We start from the raw sequence: 18066 nt of genomic DNA on the forward strand, positions 1-18066 counted from the left end.
GGCGCGCACCGTCTTCTCATGCCGTTGCACTGCCTGAAAACATGTCACTCACAGGACATAGGCCAGTCGATGCAGTTTCTAGACAATAGCCACGGATGTACCGGCTGGAGCGGCGAAATGGCCGGACGCATTCGCGCGTTCGACTGGAGCCTGACCGAGCTTGGAAGCATCGATACCTGGCCCGGGAGCCTGTGCAGCGCGGTGCAGTTATTACTCGCCTCACCCCTGCCGATGGTGATGCTGTGGGGGCGGCCCGGTTACATGATCTATAACGATGCCTACTCGAGATTTGCCGGTGGGCGCCATCCTTACCTGCTGGGTTCCCCGGTGGAGTTGGGCTGGCCAGAGGTCGCCGAATTCAATCGGCACGTGGTGGACACCTGCCTTGCGGGCGGAACCTTGTCCTATCACAACAAAGCCCTGGTGCTGTTACGTGACGGCGTACCCGAAGACGTCTGGATGGATCTTTACTACAGCCCCGTCGCCGATGACGACGGGCACCCCGCCGGGGTCATGGCGATGGTGGTCGATACCACTGACCATGTGATTTCCGAGCGCCGCCGCCAGGAAGCCGAAAGCGCTTATCGCGCCGACAATGAAAGAGTTCGCCTGGCGCTCAATGCCGGGGCATTGCTCGGCTCATTCGTCTGGGACATCAAGGCTAACGTGCTGTCTGCCGACGAACGCTTCGCCCGCACATTTTCCTACCCGCCCGACCAGGACCTGGCCAACCTGCCACCGCTCATCGCCGAGATGCAGATTCACCCCGACGACCGCAGTTGGGTTCAGGAGCGGATCAACCAATCGGTGGAAACCGGCATACCCTATAACGCCGAATACCGGGTTTTGCGTCCCGATGGCAGTTACCTGTGGGTGCTTGCCAGCGGGTGTTGCGAGTTCGATGAGCAAGGCGAGGCGTTCCGCTTTCCCGGGGTATTGATCGATATCCACGAACGCAAGACCGCCGAAGAGTCCTTGCTCAAATTCACCCGCAACCTGGAGCAGCGAGTCGCCGACGAAGTCGAAGCGCGGCTGGCGGCCGAAGAGCAGTTGCGCCAGTCACAAAAACTCGAAGCCATCGGCGGTCTTACCGGCGGCGTGGCCCATGACTTCAACAACCTGTTGCAGGTCATCGCCGGCAACCTGCATTTGCTGGCGCGTCACGAGCCGGACAACGCCAACGTGCAACGCCGGGTCAGTGCGTCGATTGCCGCAGTCGAGCGCGGTGCCAAACTGTCTTCGCAATTGCTCGCATTCGCCCGTCGTCAGCCTTTGTCGCCGGCGGTCTGCGATCCACGGCAGATCTTCGAAGGCCTGGGGGAATTGTTACAGCGGGCGCTGGGGGAAACCATCCAGATCAAGATGACGGCGCCTGACGATCCCTGGCATTTCTACGTGGACCGCAATCAACTGGAAAACGCCATTCTCAACCTCGCGATCAACGCCCGAGACGCGATGAACGGCGAGGGGACCATTGCCCTGAGCGCCGAGAACATTGCCCTCGACCACAAGTTTTGCGCGGGCAAAGGCATCGTCGCTGGCGACTATGTTTGCGTCGCGGTGGCTGACACGGGTGTCGGCATGCCGCCTCAAGTGCTCGCACAGGCCTTCGAACCATTCTTTACCACCAAGGCTGACGGCCAGGGTACCGGCCTGGGTTTGAGCATGGTGTTCGGTTTCGTCAAACAGAGCGATGGGCATATCGAGATTTCCAGCGTCGTCGGACAGGGCACTCGGGTGCAGCTGTATTTCCCGCGCAGCCTGCGCCCGTTGCCCGGTGAAACAACGCGCCATGATCTGCTGCACCGAGGCGGGCACGAAACCATTCTGGTGGTTGAGGACAATGAAGCAGTGCGTGGCTCGGCGGTGGACTTGTTGTGTGAGGAGGGCTATCAGGTCCTGACTGCGGCCAACGGTGACTTGGCCATGCAGATGTTGCTCGATGGCGTGGCGGTGGACCTGATCTTCACCGATGTGGTCATGCCCGGTCTGATCAAAAGCTCAGACCTGGCCGCTTGGGCCAAGGTGCAGAACCCTCCGGTGGCGGTGCTGTTTACCTCCGGGCACACCCGGGACATTATTTCGCGCAATCACCAACTCAGCTCCGACACTTATCTGCTGAGCAAACCCTATGGCCCTGAAGCACTGTTGAGCATGATCCGCAGCGTGCTGGGTGGTTGATTATTGTGGCGAGGGAGCAAGCTCCCTCGCCACAGGTTCCACACCTGGCATCAAGGCTTGGGATTATTTGTCGGGATGAGCGGCCTGGAGTTTTTTCGCCATACCCAGGTGTTTTTCCAGCGCCGGCAACATTTTTTGTGCAAAAGCCTTGAGTTCGGTGGCGCCTTTGGTCTTGTCGTCCGTCACTGTGTTGGCTTCTTTTTTGAACCGTTCAATGGCTTCTTCGTGAGCCTTTACCTGATTGTTTGCATAGGCGTTGTCGAAGGATTCATCGCGCCAGTCGAGAATTTTTTCCTTGGCCTGTTTGACCAACGTCGTCGTGTCCGGCACCTCAATGTCATGTTTTTTCGCCAGTGCCGCCAGTTCATCATTGGCTTTGGAATGATCGGTGATCATCATGTTGGCAAACGCCTTGACGTCAGCCGATGAGCTTTTTTCCAGGGCCAATTTGCTGGTTTCGACTTCCGCGATACCACCGGCAGTGGCGTCATCGACGAAGTCATTGGAGTCGGCAGCGAAAGCTGTGCCCATGCTGGTGCTCAAGGCAACGGCCAGGGCGAGGTGACGCAGATTGAATCCGTCCATTGGTCATTCTCCACTCAGGTTTATATGGGCGATCCGGATGATCGTTAATCAATGGAGGCCGGCTTTCGAACAAAGGTTTTATCGCATTTGCGACAGGACGACGAACGGACACCGCTGGTCTGATAGACGGTCGACAGAACAGGGCAAGCGAGGTCATTCTGATAGCTGGTGAGCGCAATCGATCGCGTTTGCTACCGATTAACAAACGGAGGTGTTCCATGCCGGTGACTCATGATCTGTATCAGGATCTGAAACTTTCAAAGGAAGAAATCCAGCAAAAACGCACCAAGGATCCGTTACTGGATTCACTGATCAACAAGTATTCGCAGGCGGACGCCGAGGTGTTGAAGGCCGAGTCCGCACAATCAGATGCGCCCAGCGATGAGGCACTGAAGAAACTCAAAGAGAAGCGCTTGCAAGTGAAGGACAAGATCGTCCAGCAACTTCAGACACGGTCCTGAGGCGTTATGTCGAGTCCCGATGACCAGTGACTGAACAATTCAAGATCAAAAGATCGCAGCCTTCGGCAGCTCCTACGCCGGCCCAATGTAGGAGCTGCCGAAGGCTGCGATCTTTTTTTGGCTGCCACGCCCTATTTTAATGCCGTACTCAACGGCAACCGCGCCATGTGCCGCGCTTTCAGCGACCCCAGATACAACCAGTCCCCATACTCGCGCACGGTGGTGATGGGTGAGTAGTTGCCGCTGCTGGCGTCCTGCAGGTTGGCAATCACTTTGCCGTCGAGGTCCAGTCCGAGGACGAAGGCGCGTTTCTCCACCGGTTTGGGCAGGACCGTCATCGCGCGCACGATCATTTTGCGTACCAGAGGGTAGGGCGCCGTGGCGTCGAGCAGCGCATTGCGCGGTGCATACAGCGCCACCCAGAAACGGTCGCGACCATTGAATGCCAGGTTGTCCGGCAGCCCCGGCAAATTGTCGATGAACAGATCGTGGGTCCCGGCTTTCGGTCCGGTCAGCCAATAGCGGCTGATGCGATAGGCGCCGGTTTCGTTGACCAGCACAAACGCATCGTCAGGCCCCAGGGTCACGCCGTTGGCGAACTCCAGCTTATCCAGCAAGACCGTCGTCGTGCCGGTCTGGAAGTCATAACGCAGCAAGCGACCGTCGCCGCCGTGCTCGATGATCGCCTCGCCATCCTTGCCGTAACCCCAGCGGCTGGAAGCATCGCTGAAATAGGCGTAATGCCCGGCCTTGTCGATGGTCACGTCATCGGTAAAACCGAAGGGCACGTTGTTGGCCGTGGTGCTCAATGCAATCAACCGGCCTTGAGCATCGAGCGACAGCAAACCTTTGACCCCATCGGCGATCACCAGCAAACCATTGGGGTGTCGCGCCAGGCCCAATGGCCTGCCACCGGTATCGGCCAGCACCTTGGTGGTTTTGCCGTCGAGGCTGGTGCGAATCAACCGACCGTCATGCAGGCCGGTGATGAGGACGTCTTCCTCCAGCAGCAACGCCTCTGGACCGTCGATGTCAGCGGCGCCGACACGTTCCACGCCTTTGAGGCGCTGATTGTCTGTGTAGATGCCATCGATGAGGGAGGGCGCCGGTGACGGTGTCCAGGCGATCGGCTGGACTTTGGTCGGTAATAACAACAGGAAGCCGCCAACCACAATGATCAACAGCAACAATAAATGGCGAAATTTGAAAGTTCTTTTCACGCGGTGACTCCTGTCGAGGCCAGATGTTTTTGCGCCATCTCGCGTAATGCCAGCATCGATTGCGCTGATTCACGCTCGATGCGCCGCTTGAGCAACAATCGATTGGCGATGCGCATTCCTACACCGCTGAAGCAATATTCCAGGGTGCGGACAAACCGCGTGCCGTCGCCAAAAGCCTCGCACTCGTAAGTCACCACCAGCGACAGTCCATGATCGCCCCAAGCCCGAGCGCTCCAGCGGCGACCGGGCAGGTATTCGTCGACCTCCCAGCGCAAATGCCCCTCACGCCCGCCGGCCCGAATGTCTTCCTCGAACCGCGCACCGGCATACAGCGGGCCGCTCTGGCCATCGACCTTGAGGGAGGACGGATGCCACTCCGGCCAACGTGTCGCGGTGCTGGCGTAGGCGAGCACGGCGAGCGGATTTCCGGCGATGTCGACCACGTGCTGCAGACGGGTGGGCGTTCTCGTCAGGTGCGGGGACGCTTGCTCCGGTTCCCAGTACAAGGTTCCGAACAGGTAATCCATCAGTGGAAACACGATATTGAAATTGCGCTCCTGCATCAGCTCACGGCGATGGTGCAGTGCGTGCAGACGGCGCATCTGGCGGATCCACGGCAGACGTGTCAGCGGGTTGCCGGGCGGTAGATGTTCGCAGGCATGAAACACTTCATAAGTCAGGTAACCGAGGACCATACAACCGCCGAACAACCCCGCGACGTTGCCGTTGATCTGAGCCAACAGCCACCAGGCGGGCGTGGTGGTGACGAGGGTATGCAACACGATCAGCCAGGCCGGAAACAGAATCACCCGCCAGTCGCGGGCACTGTCGTAGGTCATATGGCCGGGGGTGAAAAAGCTGTGATGGTCGCCGGCGTGACGGGCGTAGAACATTCGCGCCAAGCGCTTTTTGTGGTGCCCCAGATGCCGATGCACGACGTAGACGCCGAAGTTGAAGAACAACAGGGTCAGCGGCACCGCCAGCCATTCCAGGGGGTGTACCTGATGCACGGTGCTCCAGAACGCGCCGATGGCCAGCAACCCGAACAGCAGCACAAAGGCGCCGTGCAACCAAGGGTTGTAGAGCGGATGAATGTCGGCACGGTAGCGCGCGCGGAATGCTTCGGTGGTCTGCCTCACTGCGTTCACCTGTGGTTATTGTTATAACCAGCAGATTAGTCGATCCCACCGCAGAGGCTGGTCCAACCTTGAGGACACAAGCGCCATGCTCCGGTGCAAGACGCCTGGCGTCAGGTCAATGGGTTCCAGCGCTGGGACCAGTCATCGTCCGTCTTGATCACTTCGCGCAGCAAATCGAAGGCTCGTTGCAAGGTCGCCGAGTCGCGGTCCCGGGAGTAGACCAGGTAGGTCGGATAGCTGAACTCCGGAGCTTTGGGCACTGGCTCCAGCACGCCGCTTTCCAGATAGCTCTGGACCACGCGGGTACGAAAATAGCCGCTGCCGCCGTTTTCCAGGATGTATTGCAAGGCCAGCGGTCCGAGGTTGAAGCTCAAGGCCGCCTTGGCTTTTTCTGGCAGTGCGGCATCGTGCTGACGACGAAAGTCCGGGCCCCAGTCGATATACACATAAGGATCGGGCTGTCCGGCCAGGCGTACCAGGATGAGTTTTTCTTCCAGCACCTGCTCGACTTGCAGGCGTGGCCAGTACTCGGGCTGATAGACCAGCGCCGCATCCAGCACCCCCAGCTCCAGTTGGCGCAGGAGGTTTTCGCCGTCACGGATTTCCATGCGCAGGGCGTGGCTGGGGATTTTCTCGCGCAGTTCGCCGGCCCAGCTGAGCATCAACGGGTTGCACAGACTGACTTCGCCACCGATGTGTAGCACGTCGCGGTAGCCCTCGGGCAGCGGCAAGTCCCGGCGCGCCGCTTCCCAGGTCTGCACCAGTTGATTGGCGTAAACCACAAAGGCCTCACCGTTCGGCGTCAGGCGCGCCCCGGCGCGGTTGCGCACGAACAGCGTGCTGCCGAGCTGACTTTCGAGCTTCTGCACGCGGGCGGTGATCGCGGTCTGGGTGACGTGCAGCTTTTCGGCCGCCGCGGCCAGGCTGCCGTGGCGGACGATTTCCAGAAAGGTGCGGGCGAGGTCGATGTCCATGGGCAGGTCGATGTGGGAGGTGCGGGCATTGTAAGAGCAGGCGCCGCTAGCGGATAGAAATCAAGATCAAAAGATCGCAACCTTCGGCAGCTCCTACATTGATCGATGTTCATCCACGGTATTGTGACGAGCTCGGTCAATGTAGGAGCTGCCGAAGGCTGCGATCTTTTGCAGGCGCTACCGATCACCCGACCAATTCAACATCCCGCGCAGTCGCCCACTGCGCCACCAACCGCTGCGGCGTGCCACACGCCTTGCGCTTGAGCACAAAATTTCGGCACTTTTCGGCAAACTGTTTGCGGTTCTGCACCATGTCCAGCTGCATATCTTCCAGCTCGGCATTGCGACAGTGCTGCATCAGTTGATTATCGAGCTGGCTTTTACGCTCGCGCACCGCCTGATAAGCCGGATCACTCAACGCACCATTGGCCCGCTGCAACAACCACAGGCCAAACTCGTCGGGGCAGCGCGGGCCGATTTCCTGGACCATGCCCAGTTGCAAGGCCTGGGTGGCGCTGATCGGCAGGCAATCTTCCGTGAGTTTTTCCGCCATTGCCTGGCCGACAGCGCGAGGCAGGCTGTAGGTCCAGTACTCGGAACCGTACAGGCCCATGGTTTTGTAATGGGGATTGAGCACGATGTCGGATCGGGCGAAGACAATATCGGCAACCAGCGCCAGCATCACGCCGCCAGCTCCGGCGTTGCCGGTCAAGCCGCTGACCACCAGTTGCCGGGCGCTGAGCAGTTCCTGGCAGACGTCATCGATCGCCTGAATATTGGCCCAGGCTTCCAGCCCCGGAACCGCTGCGGCCTGGATCACGTTGAGGTGCACGCCGTTGGAGAAACTGCCGCGTCCACCCTTGATCAGCAGCACTTGGGTATCCCGGGACTTGGCCCAGCGCAAGGCTTCCACCAGTCGCTGGCACTGTTCGGTGCTCATCGCGCCGTTGTAAAACTCGAAGGTCAGTTCGCCGACATGGCCTGATTCGCGATAGCGGATCGGTTGATAGGACTCATTGTTGAAGGGCAGGGAAGCGATCGACCAATCAAGGGTCGGCACTTGCGCCAGCTGTTCGGCGAGCACATGCCGGGCCGGACGTTTGAACGTTTCTTCACCGGGCTGGGGTTTGTGTCGCAGCGAGCCGATCCACAGGCTGGTATCACCGGTCGCCACCAGCACCGCATCGTCATGCACCGCGAGAATCTCCCCCGGCGTGCCGCTGCGCGAATCCAGGTGAGCGTCATACAGGTAATACTGACCGCCGGCCAGGCTCGCCAATACGCCGGGCTGGCCATCGGCCGCATCGATGCAGCGTTTGATAAAGCGTGAGCTGTCGTGCCAGCTGAAGGATCGGTCAGCTTGCTTCATGTTCGGCTGCAAGCGGCCAATCACATGGCGTTGGCTGTAATCCAAGGGCACCGGAATGAAACCGGCGATGAATTTTTCCACGACTTCGCGGATGCAGGAGATCGCCGCATCGCTGACGCGCCCGTTGTACAACTCGGATTTGCGCAAGCCTTGGGGAAGGTTGAATTCACAGGTGGCCCAGACCGGCCCGGCGTCCAGTTCCTCCACCGCTTGCAACGCTGTCACGCCCCAGCGGCTGAGTTCACGGGTGATCGCCCAGTCCAGTGCACTGGCGCCACGGTCGCCGACGATACCCGGATGAATGATCACCACGGGACGCTGGCGGTTGCTCCACAACTGTTGCGGTACCCGGTCCTTGAGGAACGGGCAGATCACCAGATCGGCGCCGGAGTGTTCGATCTGCTCGCACACGGTGTCTGCATCGGTGAATAGCACCACGCTGGGCGAGTGGCCGGCCTGACGCAAGTCCAGCCAGGCCCGTTGGGTCAGCCCGTTGAAGGCTGACGCCAGCAGAATGATTTTCAATGACCGCATGATTGACTCTTCCTTGAGAATGACGGGCCAACAGGCTCCCAATGAGCCGTCCGTGGCCTTCGATGGAAGCGTGATGGTAGTGATTGTGCGGTGGGGAACAACTGATCGAGGTCAAGCTTGTGTCAGTGGGTGTTTCATTGGCGGCCGAGCGGCTTATTTCTGTGGGTGAGTGGATCCTGATTTCTTTATTGCTTCAAATGTATGTGGGGAATACTGGGGCTGAAGATCAAAAGATCGCAGCCTGCGGCAGCTCCTACAGGATTTATATTCACCGAAATATTGCGGGTGAACATCAATCCTGTAGGAGCTGCCGCAGGCTGCGATCTTTTCTTTTTCAGAACGCAAAACACGAACAGCCAAACGCCCCCCAGAACCCTTGAAAGTCACTGACCGGCGCCGACGACAACCGCGCCCGCTCATGGCTGTGGGCATGCACCGCGCAAGCGCCCACACACTGGTGCACTTGTGCGGTCAGCGGCGCCAATGGTTTCCAGTGTCCCGGTACATTCACCACGGGCGACCACTCAGGCACCACCGGAATTGGAGGTGGCCCCAGCTTTTCGAACTCGACGCTGCCATGGACGATCTTGCCGTCGACAATGGTCAGCACCGACTCGATCCATTTGATGGCTTCGTCTTCGATGTGAAAGTAGTCCGCCGACAATGCAATCAGATCCGCCAGTTGCCCGACCTTGATCTGGCCTTTCTTGCCTTGTTCGGAGGAAAACCAGGCGCTGCCGTGGGTGAACAGTTCCAGCGCCGTATCGCGGCTCAAGCCTTGCGGGTACAGCGCTAGCCCGCCGACGGTGCGGCCGCTGACCAGCCAGTACAGCGAGGTCCAGGGGTTGTAGCTAGACACGCGCGTGGCATCGGTGCCCGCGCCCACCGGCACACCCTCGGCCAGCATGCGCGCGATCGGGGGTGTCGCTTCGGCTGCTTTCGCGCCGTAACGGTCGACAAAGTACTCGCCCTGGAACGCCATGCGGTCCTGGATGGCGATGCCGCCACCGAGGGCTTTGACCCGTTCAATATTGCGTGGGCTGATGGTTTCGGCGTGATCGAAGAACCACGGCAAACCGTCGAATGGAATATCCCGGTTGACCTTCTCGAACACGTCGAGCATGCGGCTGATGGATTCGTTGTAGGTGGCGTGCAGGCGGAAGGGCCAGCGTTGTTCCACCAGATGCCGCACCACCGGCTCCAGCTCCTGTTCCATGGTTTGCGGCAGGTCGGGGCGGGGTTCGAGGAAGTCTTCGAAATCCGCTGCCGAGAACACCAGCATTTCCCCGGCACCGTTGTGCCGCAGGAAGTCATCGCCCTGACCGTAATGGGAAGTGCTGGTCCAGTTTTTGAAATCGGTCAGCTCTTCCTTGGGTTTTTGAGTGAACAGGTTGTAGGCAATGCGCACCGTGAGTTGTTGGTCCTTGGCCAGTTGCTGAATGACTTGATAATCGTCCGGATAGTTTTGATATCCGCCGCCGGCATCGATGGCGCTGGTGACGCCCAGCCGATTGAGTTCGCGCATGAACTGACGGGTCGAGTTGACTTGATACTCCAGCGGTAATTTCGGTCCCTTGGCCAGGGTCGAGTAAAGGATCATCGCATTGGGTCGGGCGATCAGCATGCCGGTGGGGTCGCCGTTGGCATCGCGCTGGATCTCGCCACCCGGCGGGTTCGGCGTGTCGCGGGTATAGCCGACCACTTTCAATGCCGCGCGGTTGAGCAGGGCGCGATCATAGAGATGCAGGACGAACACCGGGGTGTCCGGCGCGGCCTTGTTCAGTTCTTCAATCGTTGGCAGACGCTTCTCGGCAAACTGGAACTCGTTCCAGCCACCGACCACTCGCACCCATTGCGGCGTTGGCGTGCGATCGGCCTGATCCTTGAGCATGCGCAAGGCATCGGCCAGGGACGGTACGCCTTCCCAGCGCAGTTCGAGATTGTAATTCAGACCGCCACGGATCAAGTGCAGGTGAGAGTCGTTGAGTCCGGGAATCACCGTTCGGCCATGCAGGTCGATGATCTGGCTGCCGGGGCCTTGGAGCGCCATGGCCTGGGCATCGCTGCCGACCACCACGAAGCGTCCGTCCTTGATCGCGACGGCACTGGCCTGGGGTTTCTTGCGGTCGACGGTGTGCAGGCGTCCGTTGTACAGAATCAGATCGGCCGGGGCATCGGGCATGGTTTTACTCCCTGCGAATAGTGGGCTGACCCAGGCACCGACGGCGCCTGCCGTAAGGCCTTGCAGTACACGGCGACGGTTGAATCCGTCGCGGTAGTCAGGTGGGCTCATGGCAGTGCTCTCCACAAAATTCTTCCAAAAGAAGTGAGGGCAAACAGCCGATGTCTGACGCATGCGGCCAGAAGGAATATAGACCGCAAATCCGCCAGCGGCCTGTTTTAACTACCCGACAGATCGGTTAGATTTCCCGCCCGGCTCAAACATGGACGTAGACGATGGCGAACGCTGCCGCTCGATCCAAACGACAAGGACAACTGTTCAGTGACATCTCTTAAAGTCGGTAACCCGAAAGGTCTCTTGGTGGCGGCGCTGATAGCCATTGGCCTGGTCGGGACTTATCTGTACGCCAGTCAGGGCAGCAGCACCCCCGACACCGTGATGATGACGACTCGAGCCACGGGTGCTAATGGGCCAACGTTCGATGCCACGAAGTGGTTTCGCAATGGCATGTATGTGCCCCAAGAGCTGGAGGGCAAGTTGAATCCGTTCATCATGACGCGCAGCAAGCCATTTGTTTTCACGGCCAAGGACAACGAGTTTCTGATTCAGGCGGCCATTGAGGCGCTGGAGGATGTTCAGCCTGAAGTGAATACTCAACCCGTTTGGGATACATGGCCGGTGCTGACCCGGCGTGTGCGTTACACCTACAGCGTCTTCAGTGCCCCGGATAAGCCGGCGGATCTTTACAATCTTTACCTGCAGGTGAGTTATCGCAAGTTTGTCATCGGCGTTCAGCTCGACGGAGATGACGGCAACCTCGTTTATGACGGTGAGGTGGTGGAAGTAGACGACACAAACGAAGAGCACGAAGCCTACGTCAAAGTATTCGAAGAAATGGATGACGCCGGGACTCGCTGAACGCTGAAACGACGAATCCCGCCATTTAAGCGGGATTCGTGTGCAGCCAGAAAGGCTCCCGAGAGCGGGAGCCGTTGTCTTAGCTCGGGAACAGCTCGGACAGTTTCATGGCCAGCATCATGTCGCCTTCAGCACGCAGTTTGCCGCCCATGAACGCTTGCATGCCGTCGGTCGAACCGTCAACGATGCCTTCCAGGGTTTCGCCGTCCATTACCAGAGTGACCTGGGCGTCCGGGTTCTCGCCTTCTTGCAGTTCGCAGGTGCCGTCTTTGACGATCAGCGAGAAGTTCTTGGTGTCGTCAATGCGGAAACCGAATACCAGGTCCAGACCGGCAGCAGCGGCTGGGTTGAACTTGGCTTTCATTGCTTGTACGGCATCAGCTACGGAGGTCATGGTTCGATCCTTTCTTGGGTAATTAGAGCTGGGTGATTACAGCCAGGGTCACAATAGTCCGGACTCAGCGAAACGTGATGAGTTCCGGGGCCTTCAGCAGTTGCAGGTGTGCATGACTGTTGAAGGAAGCCAGGGCCACCTCGCGACCACGAAACTTAAGCAGGTTGAGCGAGGTGTTGACGATTTGCCAGTTCAGTTCAAAGGCCTGCTTTGCGGGCATTTGCGTAATCAGGTGGAGCAGGGCAGTGATGGTGCCGCCGGAGGTGAACACGGCGATTTTCTGGGTATTGTCGGCGTGTTCGAGCAATCGATGCAGACCGGCCTGCACGCGTTCGACGAAACCCAGCCAGCTCTCCAGCCCCGGTGTGTCGTAGGTGCCGGCGAGCCAGCGCTCGATGATCAAGGCAAAGATGCGTTGGAATTCAGCACGGTTTTGTGCGGCGTTGCGCAGGATATCCAGCGCTTGGGGCTCGTCATCCAACATGGCCGGCAGCAGGGCGCGGATCACCGCATCGGCGTCGAATTCGTTGAAGGCGGAATCGATTTCCAGCACCGGCACCGGCATCCCGACGGCGGCGAATTGTTCCAGCGCGCTGTTGGCAGTGTGTTGCTGGCGGCGCAGGTCTCCCGACAGGCAGCGATCGAAGCTGACACCGAGTTCAGCCAGGTGCTGGCCGAGGAGTTCTGCCTGGCGAATACCGGTCGGCGACAGGACGTCATAGTCGTCTGCACCGAAGGAGGCCTGGCCATGTCGAATCAAGTAGATGCTGCCCACGTCCGCGTCATCCCGGTACGTTGAAGGTTTGGCGAGGTTATGAGGATGGCGGTGAGCTGTCAATGAAAAAACATACGCTTGTTTGAAATGCCCGTTACAGGCTTGTTGCCAGAGGTTTCACGGCTGGTCGTCAGGCTGGCGGATGGGTATGCTGGAGGTATCCCGCGCGTGTTTAACCCGCGCATTGATTGAAGGAGTCCCTGTGGAGCTTTTGTTCGAGTACGCCATTTTTCTGGCCAAGACCGTGACTCTGGTGATCGCCATTCTGGTGGTCCTGGCCAGTTTTGCGGCGTTGCGCAGCAAAGGTCGACGCAAGTCGGCCGGGCAGCTGCAAGTCAGCAAACTCAATGATTTCTACAAAGGGCTGCGCGAACGCCTGGAGCAAACCTTGCTCGACAAGGATCAGCTCAAGGCCCTGCGCAAGTCCCAGGCTAAAACCGAGAAAAAGCAAAAGAAGACACCCGAGGCCAAACCGCGGGTGTTTGTGCTGGATTTCGACGGTGACATCAAGGCGTCGGCCACTGAGAGCCTGCGCCACGAAATCACCGCGCTGCTGACCCTCGCCACGCCAAAGGACGAGGTGGTGCTGCGCCTGGAAAGCGGCGGCGGCATGGTTCATAGCTATGGCTTGGCGTCTTCGCAACTGGCGCGGATTCGTGAAGCCGGCGTGCCGTTGACCGTGTGCATCGACAAGGTCGCGGCCAGCGGCGGCTACATGATGGCGTGCATCGGCGAGAAGATTATCAGTGCGCCGTTCGCGATCCTCGGCTCGATCGGCGTGGTGGCGCAGTTGCCCAACGTCAATCGTCTGTTGAAAAAACACGACATCGACTTCGAAGTACTGACGGCCGGCGAGTACAAGCGCACCCTGACAGTGTTTGGCGAAAACACCGAGAAGGGCCGGGAGAAATTCCAGGAAGACCTGGACATCACCCATCAGCTGTTCAAGAACTTCGTTTCGCGCTATCGCCCGCAACTGGCCATTGATGACGTGGCCACCGGGGAAATCTGGCTAGGTGTCTCGGCCTTGGACAAGCAACTGGTGGATGAGCTCAAGACCAGCGATGAATACCTTGCCGAACGAGCCAAGCAGTCCGAGCTCTATCACTTGCATTACGCCGAACGCAAAAGCCTGCAGGAGCGCATCGGTATTGCGGCCAGCGGTTCGGTTGATCGCGTGCTGCTGAACTGGTGGAACCGGTTGACCCAGCAACGCTTCTGGTAAGCCCCCTCGCGTAATCGCTTACGCCGGACACAAAAAAGCCCTGAACCGGATTTTCGATTCAGGGCTTTTTGTTGTACGCGTACTTAGCGGCGACGGAACAGCGGCAGCGGTTCGTCGGTAGCAGCCTGATAGGTCACAGAGAAGTCCTTGAGACCTTCCAGAGCTTCGTACGGGTCTTTATCGGCGCGGATCGCAAAGGCGTCGAAACCGCAGCGGTGCAGGTAGAACAGCTGGTCGCGCAGCACATCGCCGATCGCCCGCAATTCGCCTTTGAAACCATAACGGTCACGCAGCAGACGGGCGTTGGAGTAGTTGCGACCATCAGTGAAGGCTGGGAAATTCAGGGCGATCACCTGGAAATTTTCCACGTCGTCACCGATTTCTTCCGCTTCTTCATCGGCATCCAGCCATACGCCCAGGCCGCCATCGCGGGCCTTGAGCATGCGGCTGTGCTCGCGCCACAGCTGCAACGGGACGATCAGGTCGTCGCAGTTGCTGATCTCGTCGATGTTGAAGTCCTTGGGCAACAAGTGCCAGGTTTCGTCGACGACTTCGTTGTTCTTAATTATTCGCTGCATAGACGCGCTCCTTGAAGAGGTCGATGCCGATACGCTGATAGGTGTCGATAAAGCGCTCGTCTTCGGTACGTTGTTCGATGTACACGTCAATCAGCTTTTCGATCACGTCAGGCATGGCTTCCTGTGCGAAAGACGGGCCGAGGATTTTGCCCAGGCTCGCATCGCGACTGGCGCTGCCACCCAGGGACACCTGGTAGAACTCTTCGCCTTTCTTGTCCACCCCGAGGATGCCGATGTGGCCGACGTGGTGGTGACCACAGGCGTTCATGCAGCCGGAGATGTTCAGGTCCAGCTCGCCAATGTCGAACAGGTAGTCCAGGTCGTCGAAACGGCGCTGGATCGATTCGGCGATCGGGATCGATTTGGCGTTGGCCAAGGAGCAGAAATCGCCGCCCGGGCAGCAGATGATGTCGGTCAGCAAGCCGATGTTCGGCGTGGCGAAACCTTGCTCGCGCAACTCGCCCCACAGGGCGAACAATTGGCTCTGCTCGACATCGGCCAGAATGATGTTCTGCTCGTGGGAGGTGCGCAGCTGACCGAAGCTGTAACGATCGGCGAGGTCGGCAACGGCATCGAGCTGCTTGTCGGTGATGTCGCCCGGCGCAACGCCAGTCGGCTTCAGGGACAGGGTCACGGCCACATAACCCGGCTTCTTGTGGGCCAGGGTATTGCGGGTGCGCCAGCGCGCGAAGCCCGGGTGTTCTTTATCGAGCTCGGCCAACGCCAAGGTCTGGTTGTCCAGAGCCTTGTAGTCCGGATCGACAAAGTGTTTGGCCACGCGATGCACTTCGGCGTCGGTCAACGTGGTCTGGCCACCGCGAAGGTGTTCCATTTCCGCGTCGACTTTCTGCGCGAACACTTCAGGCGTCAGGGCCTTGACCAGAATCTTGATCCGCGCCTTGTACTTGTTGTCGCGACGGCCGTAGCGGTTGTACACCCGCAGGATGGCGTCGAGGTAGCTCAACAGGTCCTGCCATGGCAGGAATTCGTTGATGAACGCGCCCACCACCGGCGTACGGCCCAAGCCACCACCGACCAGCACACGGAAACCCAGTTCGCCCGCGGCGTTGTGCACCGGCTCAAGGCCGATGTCATGGACTTCAATGGCCGCACGGTCGGACGTCGAACCGTTGATGGCGATTTTGAACTTGCGCGGTAAATAAGCGAATTCCGGGTGGAAAGTAGTCCATTGGCGCACAATTTCGCACCACGGACGCGGGTCGATCAACTCATCGGCCGCGACACCGGCGAACTGGTCGGTGGTGACGTTGCGCAGGCAGTTGCCGCTGGTCTGGATCGCATGCATCTGCACGGTCGCCAGTTCAGCCAGGATGTCCGGGATGTCTTCCAGGGCCGGCCAGTTGAACTGCACGTTCTGCCGGGTACTGATGTGGGCGTAGCCCTTGTCATAGTCGCGGGCAACTTTGGCCATCATTCGCGTCTGGCGCGAAGTCAGTTGGCCATAAGGCACCGCCACACGCAGCATCGGCGCGAAGCGCTGGATATAAAGGCCATTTTGCAGGCGCAGGGGGCGGAATTCTTCTTCGCTCAGCTCGCCTGCCAGATAGCGTCGGGTCTGATCACGGAACTGCTTGACGCGGTCCTCGATGATCCGCTGATCGTACTCGTCGTATACGTACATATAAGTCCTGTTCTCAGGCTTGGGCCGGTCGGATCCAGTTGCGTTTTTCGCTTGCTGAAGTCTCCGATACTGCCTCGGCAATTCTGCGCGCACGGCCGCGCACTCCCAACGGAGCGGAGGCAAGATACCAGTTTGCAGTTATGCGCAAAAGTGATGTTTGAGTATATGTAAAGAACCAAAACGACTAATGAAACTCACGGGAGCAAAACCCACATTTGTGGTGCGGGCAATCATCGTCTTAACTGTGCTCGAGTCTTTATGCAATCACCGATAAAACCGACAAGAGGCGATGCAATGAGCAACCCAACCAAAGCAGGGAAAAGCGATAGCACGGTCGATGCTTGGGCGATTTTGTTCCTGATCATCCTGGTCGTGGGAACGGCAGTGTTCTGGGTCAGCCATCAATAAACGACCCCGTCCGGGCCCGGCGCCGACGATTGTCGGACAAAATCCGGAATAAGCACCGTTCCAGGGAACTTCGCTGGCTATAATGCGCAGCGGATTTTCGGGGGCTCGGACGTTTAATGTTGAAGTTCTTTTGTGGGGTAGTGCTGGCGCTTGGTACGGTCTTGGGACCGTGCGCCCAGGCCGCGTCGGTATTGTTCCTCAATCCCGGGACCTCCCAAGAGGTCTTCTGGGTCAGTTACTCGCAGTTCATGCAGGCCGCCGCCAAGGACCTGGGCATGGATTTGCACATCCAGTATTCCGAGCGAAACGCTGAAACCACACTCAAACAGGCCCGCGAAGCCCTGCAAGGGCCGAATCGGCCGGACTATCTGGTGTTCGTCAACGAACTGTATGTCGCGCCCGAAATCTTGCGCCTGGCTCAAGGCAGCGGTGTGAAACTGTTTTTGGTCAACAACGGCCTGACCGCAGACCAGATGCGCCTGCTCGGCGCCCAGCCGGACAAGTATCCCGACTGGTTGGGCAGCCTGGTGCCCAACAATGAGGAGGGCGGCTACTTGATGCTCAAGGAGCTGATTCGCCTGCATCGCCCGGTCGCACCCGGTCAGATCATTGATCTCGTGGCCTTTTCCGGCCTGAAAATCACGCCAGCCGCGCAACAGCGTGAGCAGGGCATGATGCGCGCATTGGCCGAACACCCTGAAGTGCGGTTGCGCCAGTTGGTCTACGGCGGCTGGACCCGCGAGCGCGCCTATGAACAGGCCAGGTTATTGTTCAAGCGTTATCCGCAAACGTCGCTGGTCTGGTCGGCCAACGATGAAATGGCCTTTGGCGCCATGCAGGCTCACGCCGAAACGGGCGGCCAACCCGGCAAGGACGTACTGTTCAGCGCCGTCAACAATTCACCGACCGCGTTACAGGCGCTGTTGGAAGGGCGGTTGAGTGTGCTGTTGGGCGGGCACTTCACTCTGGGTGGTTGGGCCCTGGTGCAACTGCATGACTATGACCAGGGGGTGGATGTCAGCCAGTACGGCGGGCGCGACCGGCAAATTTCGTTGTTGCAGCTGATCGATCACGCACAAGCCAAGCGATTGCTGGCGTTGAGTGCTACTCAGGACTACGGCGTGGATTTCCAGAAACTCTCGGCCAAGGGCCGACCCACGTCGTATCGCTACCCGTTCAGCTTGCAAGCCCTGATGCACTGAGCCGGTTCAGATACCCGCCAGGTGCACCACCAGTTTGACGATGCCAAACAGCGTCAACGCGAACACTGCCGTGAACAGAATCCCCAGAATCACGAAATGACTCGGCTTGCCGTGGGTGAAATCCCGGGCCCGGTTCTTCCCGCTCTGCACCCCGAACGCCGCCGCCATGACGCTGTGCAGCATCTGCCAGAAGGTCGGCGGTTTGTTGTTGTCGACTGGATCGTCCATAAATCCCTCGTCTCTCAGTAAGTCCTCAAAGCATAGCCAATACGGCGGTGC

General features: G+C 59.0%; 16 protein-coding genes. 5 read left to right on the forward strand and 11 right to left on the reverse strand.

The window, feature by feature from the left end; genetic code table 11:
* The first annotated feature begins 69 nt into the window (after positions 1-69).
* Positions 70-2181 (forward strand): hybrid sensor histidine kinase/response regulator, encoded by a 2112-nt coding sequence (locus TU81_RS00745; RefSeq protein WP_048392703.1) that lies wholly within the window; start codon positions 70-72, stop codon positions 2179-2181.
* 63 nt (positions 2182-2244) lie between these two features.
* Here TU81_RS00745 and TU81_RS00750 read toward each other — a convergent pair whose 3' ends face one another.
* The gene (locus TU81_RS00750; RefSeq protein ID WP_038982916.1) at positions 2245-2766 is read right to left on the reverse strand and encodes a DUF4142 domain-containing protein; all 522 of its coding nucleotides are present in this window, start codon (positions 2764-2766) and stop codon (positions 2245-2247) included.
* A gap of 218 nt (positions 2767-2984) precedes the next feature.
* Here TU81_RS00750 and TU81_RS00755 point away from each other — a divergent pair, with 218 nt between their 5' ends.
* The gene (locus TU81_RS00755) at positions 2985-3227 is read left to right on the forward strand and encodes a DUF465 domain-containing protein (RefSeq protein ID WP_038982918.1); all 243 of its coding nucleotides are present in this window, start codon (positions 2985-2987) and stop codon (positions 3225-3227) included.
* Between the two features lie 131 nt (positions 3228-3358).
* Here TU81_RS00755 and TU81_RS00760 read toward each other — a convergent pair whose 3' ends face one another.
* The 5 genes from TU81_RS00760 to TU81_RS00780 all read right to left on the reverse strand — a co-directional run bounded on the left by TU81_RS00760 (position 3359) and on the right by TU81_RS00780 (position 10645).
* On the reverse strand, positions 3359-4447 hold the full coding sequence (locus TU81_RS00760; protein ID WP_048392705.1) for an SMP-30/gluconolactonase/LRE family protein: 1089 nt from the start codon (positions 4445-4447) through the stop codon (positions 3359-3361).
* Positions 4444-5586, reverse strand: coding sequence for an SRPBCC family protein (locus TU81_RS00765; protein WP_048392707.1), 1143 nt, complete (start codon positions 5584-5586; stop codon positions 4444-4446). The genes TU81_RS00760 and TU81_RS00765 overlap by 4 nt, the downstream gene beginning before the upstream one ends.
* A gap of 110 nt (positions 5587-5696) precedes the next feature.
* Complete coding sequence (locus TU81_RS00770) at positions 5697-6560, reverse strand: LysR family transcriptional regulator (protein ID WP_007898206.1); 864 nt, start codon at positions 6558-6560, stop codon at positions 5697-5699.
* A 184-nt stretch (positions 6561-6744) separates the two neighbouring features.
* Positions 6745-8463 carry a hydrogenase maturation protein gene (locus TU81_RS00775; protein WP_048392710.1) on the reverse strand — a complete coding sequence of 573 codons (1719 nt, stop codon included), beginning with the start codon at positions 8461-8463 and terminating at the stop codon, positions 6745-6747.
* A 334-nt stretch (positions 8464-8797) separates the two neighbouring features.
* Complete coding sequence (locus TU81_RS00780; RefSeq protein WP_048393578.1) at positions 8798-10645, reverse strand: amidohydrolase; 1848 nt, start codon at positions 10643-10645, stop codon at positions 8798-8800.
* A 321-nt stretch (positions 10646-10966) separates the two neighbouring features.
* Here TU81_RS00780 and TU81_RS00785 point away from each other — a divergent pair, with 321 nt between their 5' ends.
* On the forward strand, positions 10967-11563 hold the full coding sequence (locus TU81_RS00785) for a hypothetical protein (RefSeq protein WP_048392712.1): 597 nt from the start codon (positions 10967-10969) through the stop codon (positions 11561-11563).
* A gap of 79 nt (positions 11564-11642) precedes the next feature.
* Here TU81_RS00785 and TU81_RS00790 read toward each other — a convergent pair whose 3' ends face one another.
* Positions 11643-11957: an SCP2 sterol-binding domain-containing protein gene (locus TU81_RS00790; protein WP_038982927.1), complete on the reverse strand. Its 315-nt coding sequence runs from the start codon at positions 11955-11957 to the stop codon at positions 11643-11645.
* Positions 11958-12021: 64 nt separating this feature from the next.
* Positions 12022-12732 (reverse strand): histidine phosphatase family protein, encoded by a 711-nt coding sequence (locus TU81_RS00795; protein WP_048392714.1) that lies wholly within the window; start codon positions 12730-12732, stop codon positions 12022-12024.
* Between the two features lie 202 nt (positions 12733-12934).
* Here TU81_RS00795 and sohB point away from each other — a divergent pair, with 202 nt between their 5' ends.
* Positions 12935-13957, forward strand: coding sequence for a protease SohB (gene sohB / locus TU81_RS00800; RefSeq protein ID WP_048392716.1), 1023 nt, complete (start codon positions 12935-12937; stop codon positions 13955-13957).
* An 83-nt stretch (positions 13958-14040) separates the two neighbouring features.
* Here the strand turns inward: sohB and TU81_RS00805 are convergent, their stop codons facing one another.
* Positions 14041-14535, reverse strand: coding sequence for a DUF934 domain-containing protein (locus tag TU81_RS00805; RefSeq protein ID WP_038982933.1), 495 nt, complete (start codon positions 14533-14535; stop codon positions 14041-14043).
* On the reverse strand, positions 14519-16177 hold the full coding sequence (locus TU81_RS00810) for a nitrite/sulfite reductase (RefSeq protein ID WP_038982935.1): 1659 nt from the start codon (positions 16175-16177) through the stop codon (positions 14519-14521). Before TU81_RS00810 ends, TU81_RS00805 begins: the two co-directional genes overlap by 17 nt.
* Positions 16178-16701: 524 nt before the next feature.
* On the opposite strand from TU81_RS00810, the gene TU81_RS00815 reads away from it, so the two are divergent.
* Positions 16702-17787: an ABC transporter substrate-binding protein gene (locus tag TU81_RS00815; RefSeq protein ID WP_038982937.1), complete on the forward strand. Its 1086-nt coding sequence runs from the start codon at positions 16702-16704 to the stop codon at positions 17785-17787.
* A gap of 6 nt (positions 17788-17793) precedes the next feature.
* Here TU81_RS00815 and TU81_RS00820 read toward each other — a convergent pair whose 3' ends face one another.
* Positions 17794-18015 (reverse strand): DUF2970 domain-containing protein, encoded by a 222-nt coding sequence (locus tag TU81_RS00820; RefSeq protein WP_038982938.1) that lies wholly within the window; start codon positions 18013-18015, stop codon positions 17794-17796.
* Between the last annotated feature and the right edge of the window lie 51 nt (positions 18016-18066).

Source organism: Pseudomonas lini (assembly GCF_001042905.1).
In the GTDB taxonomy this organism is placed as follows: Bacteria; Pseudomonadota; Gammaproteobacteria; order Pseudomonadales; family Pseudomonadaceae; genus Aquipseudomonas; species Aquipseudomonas lini.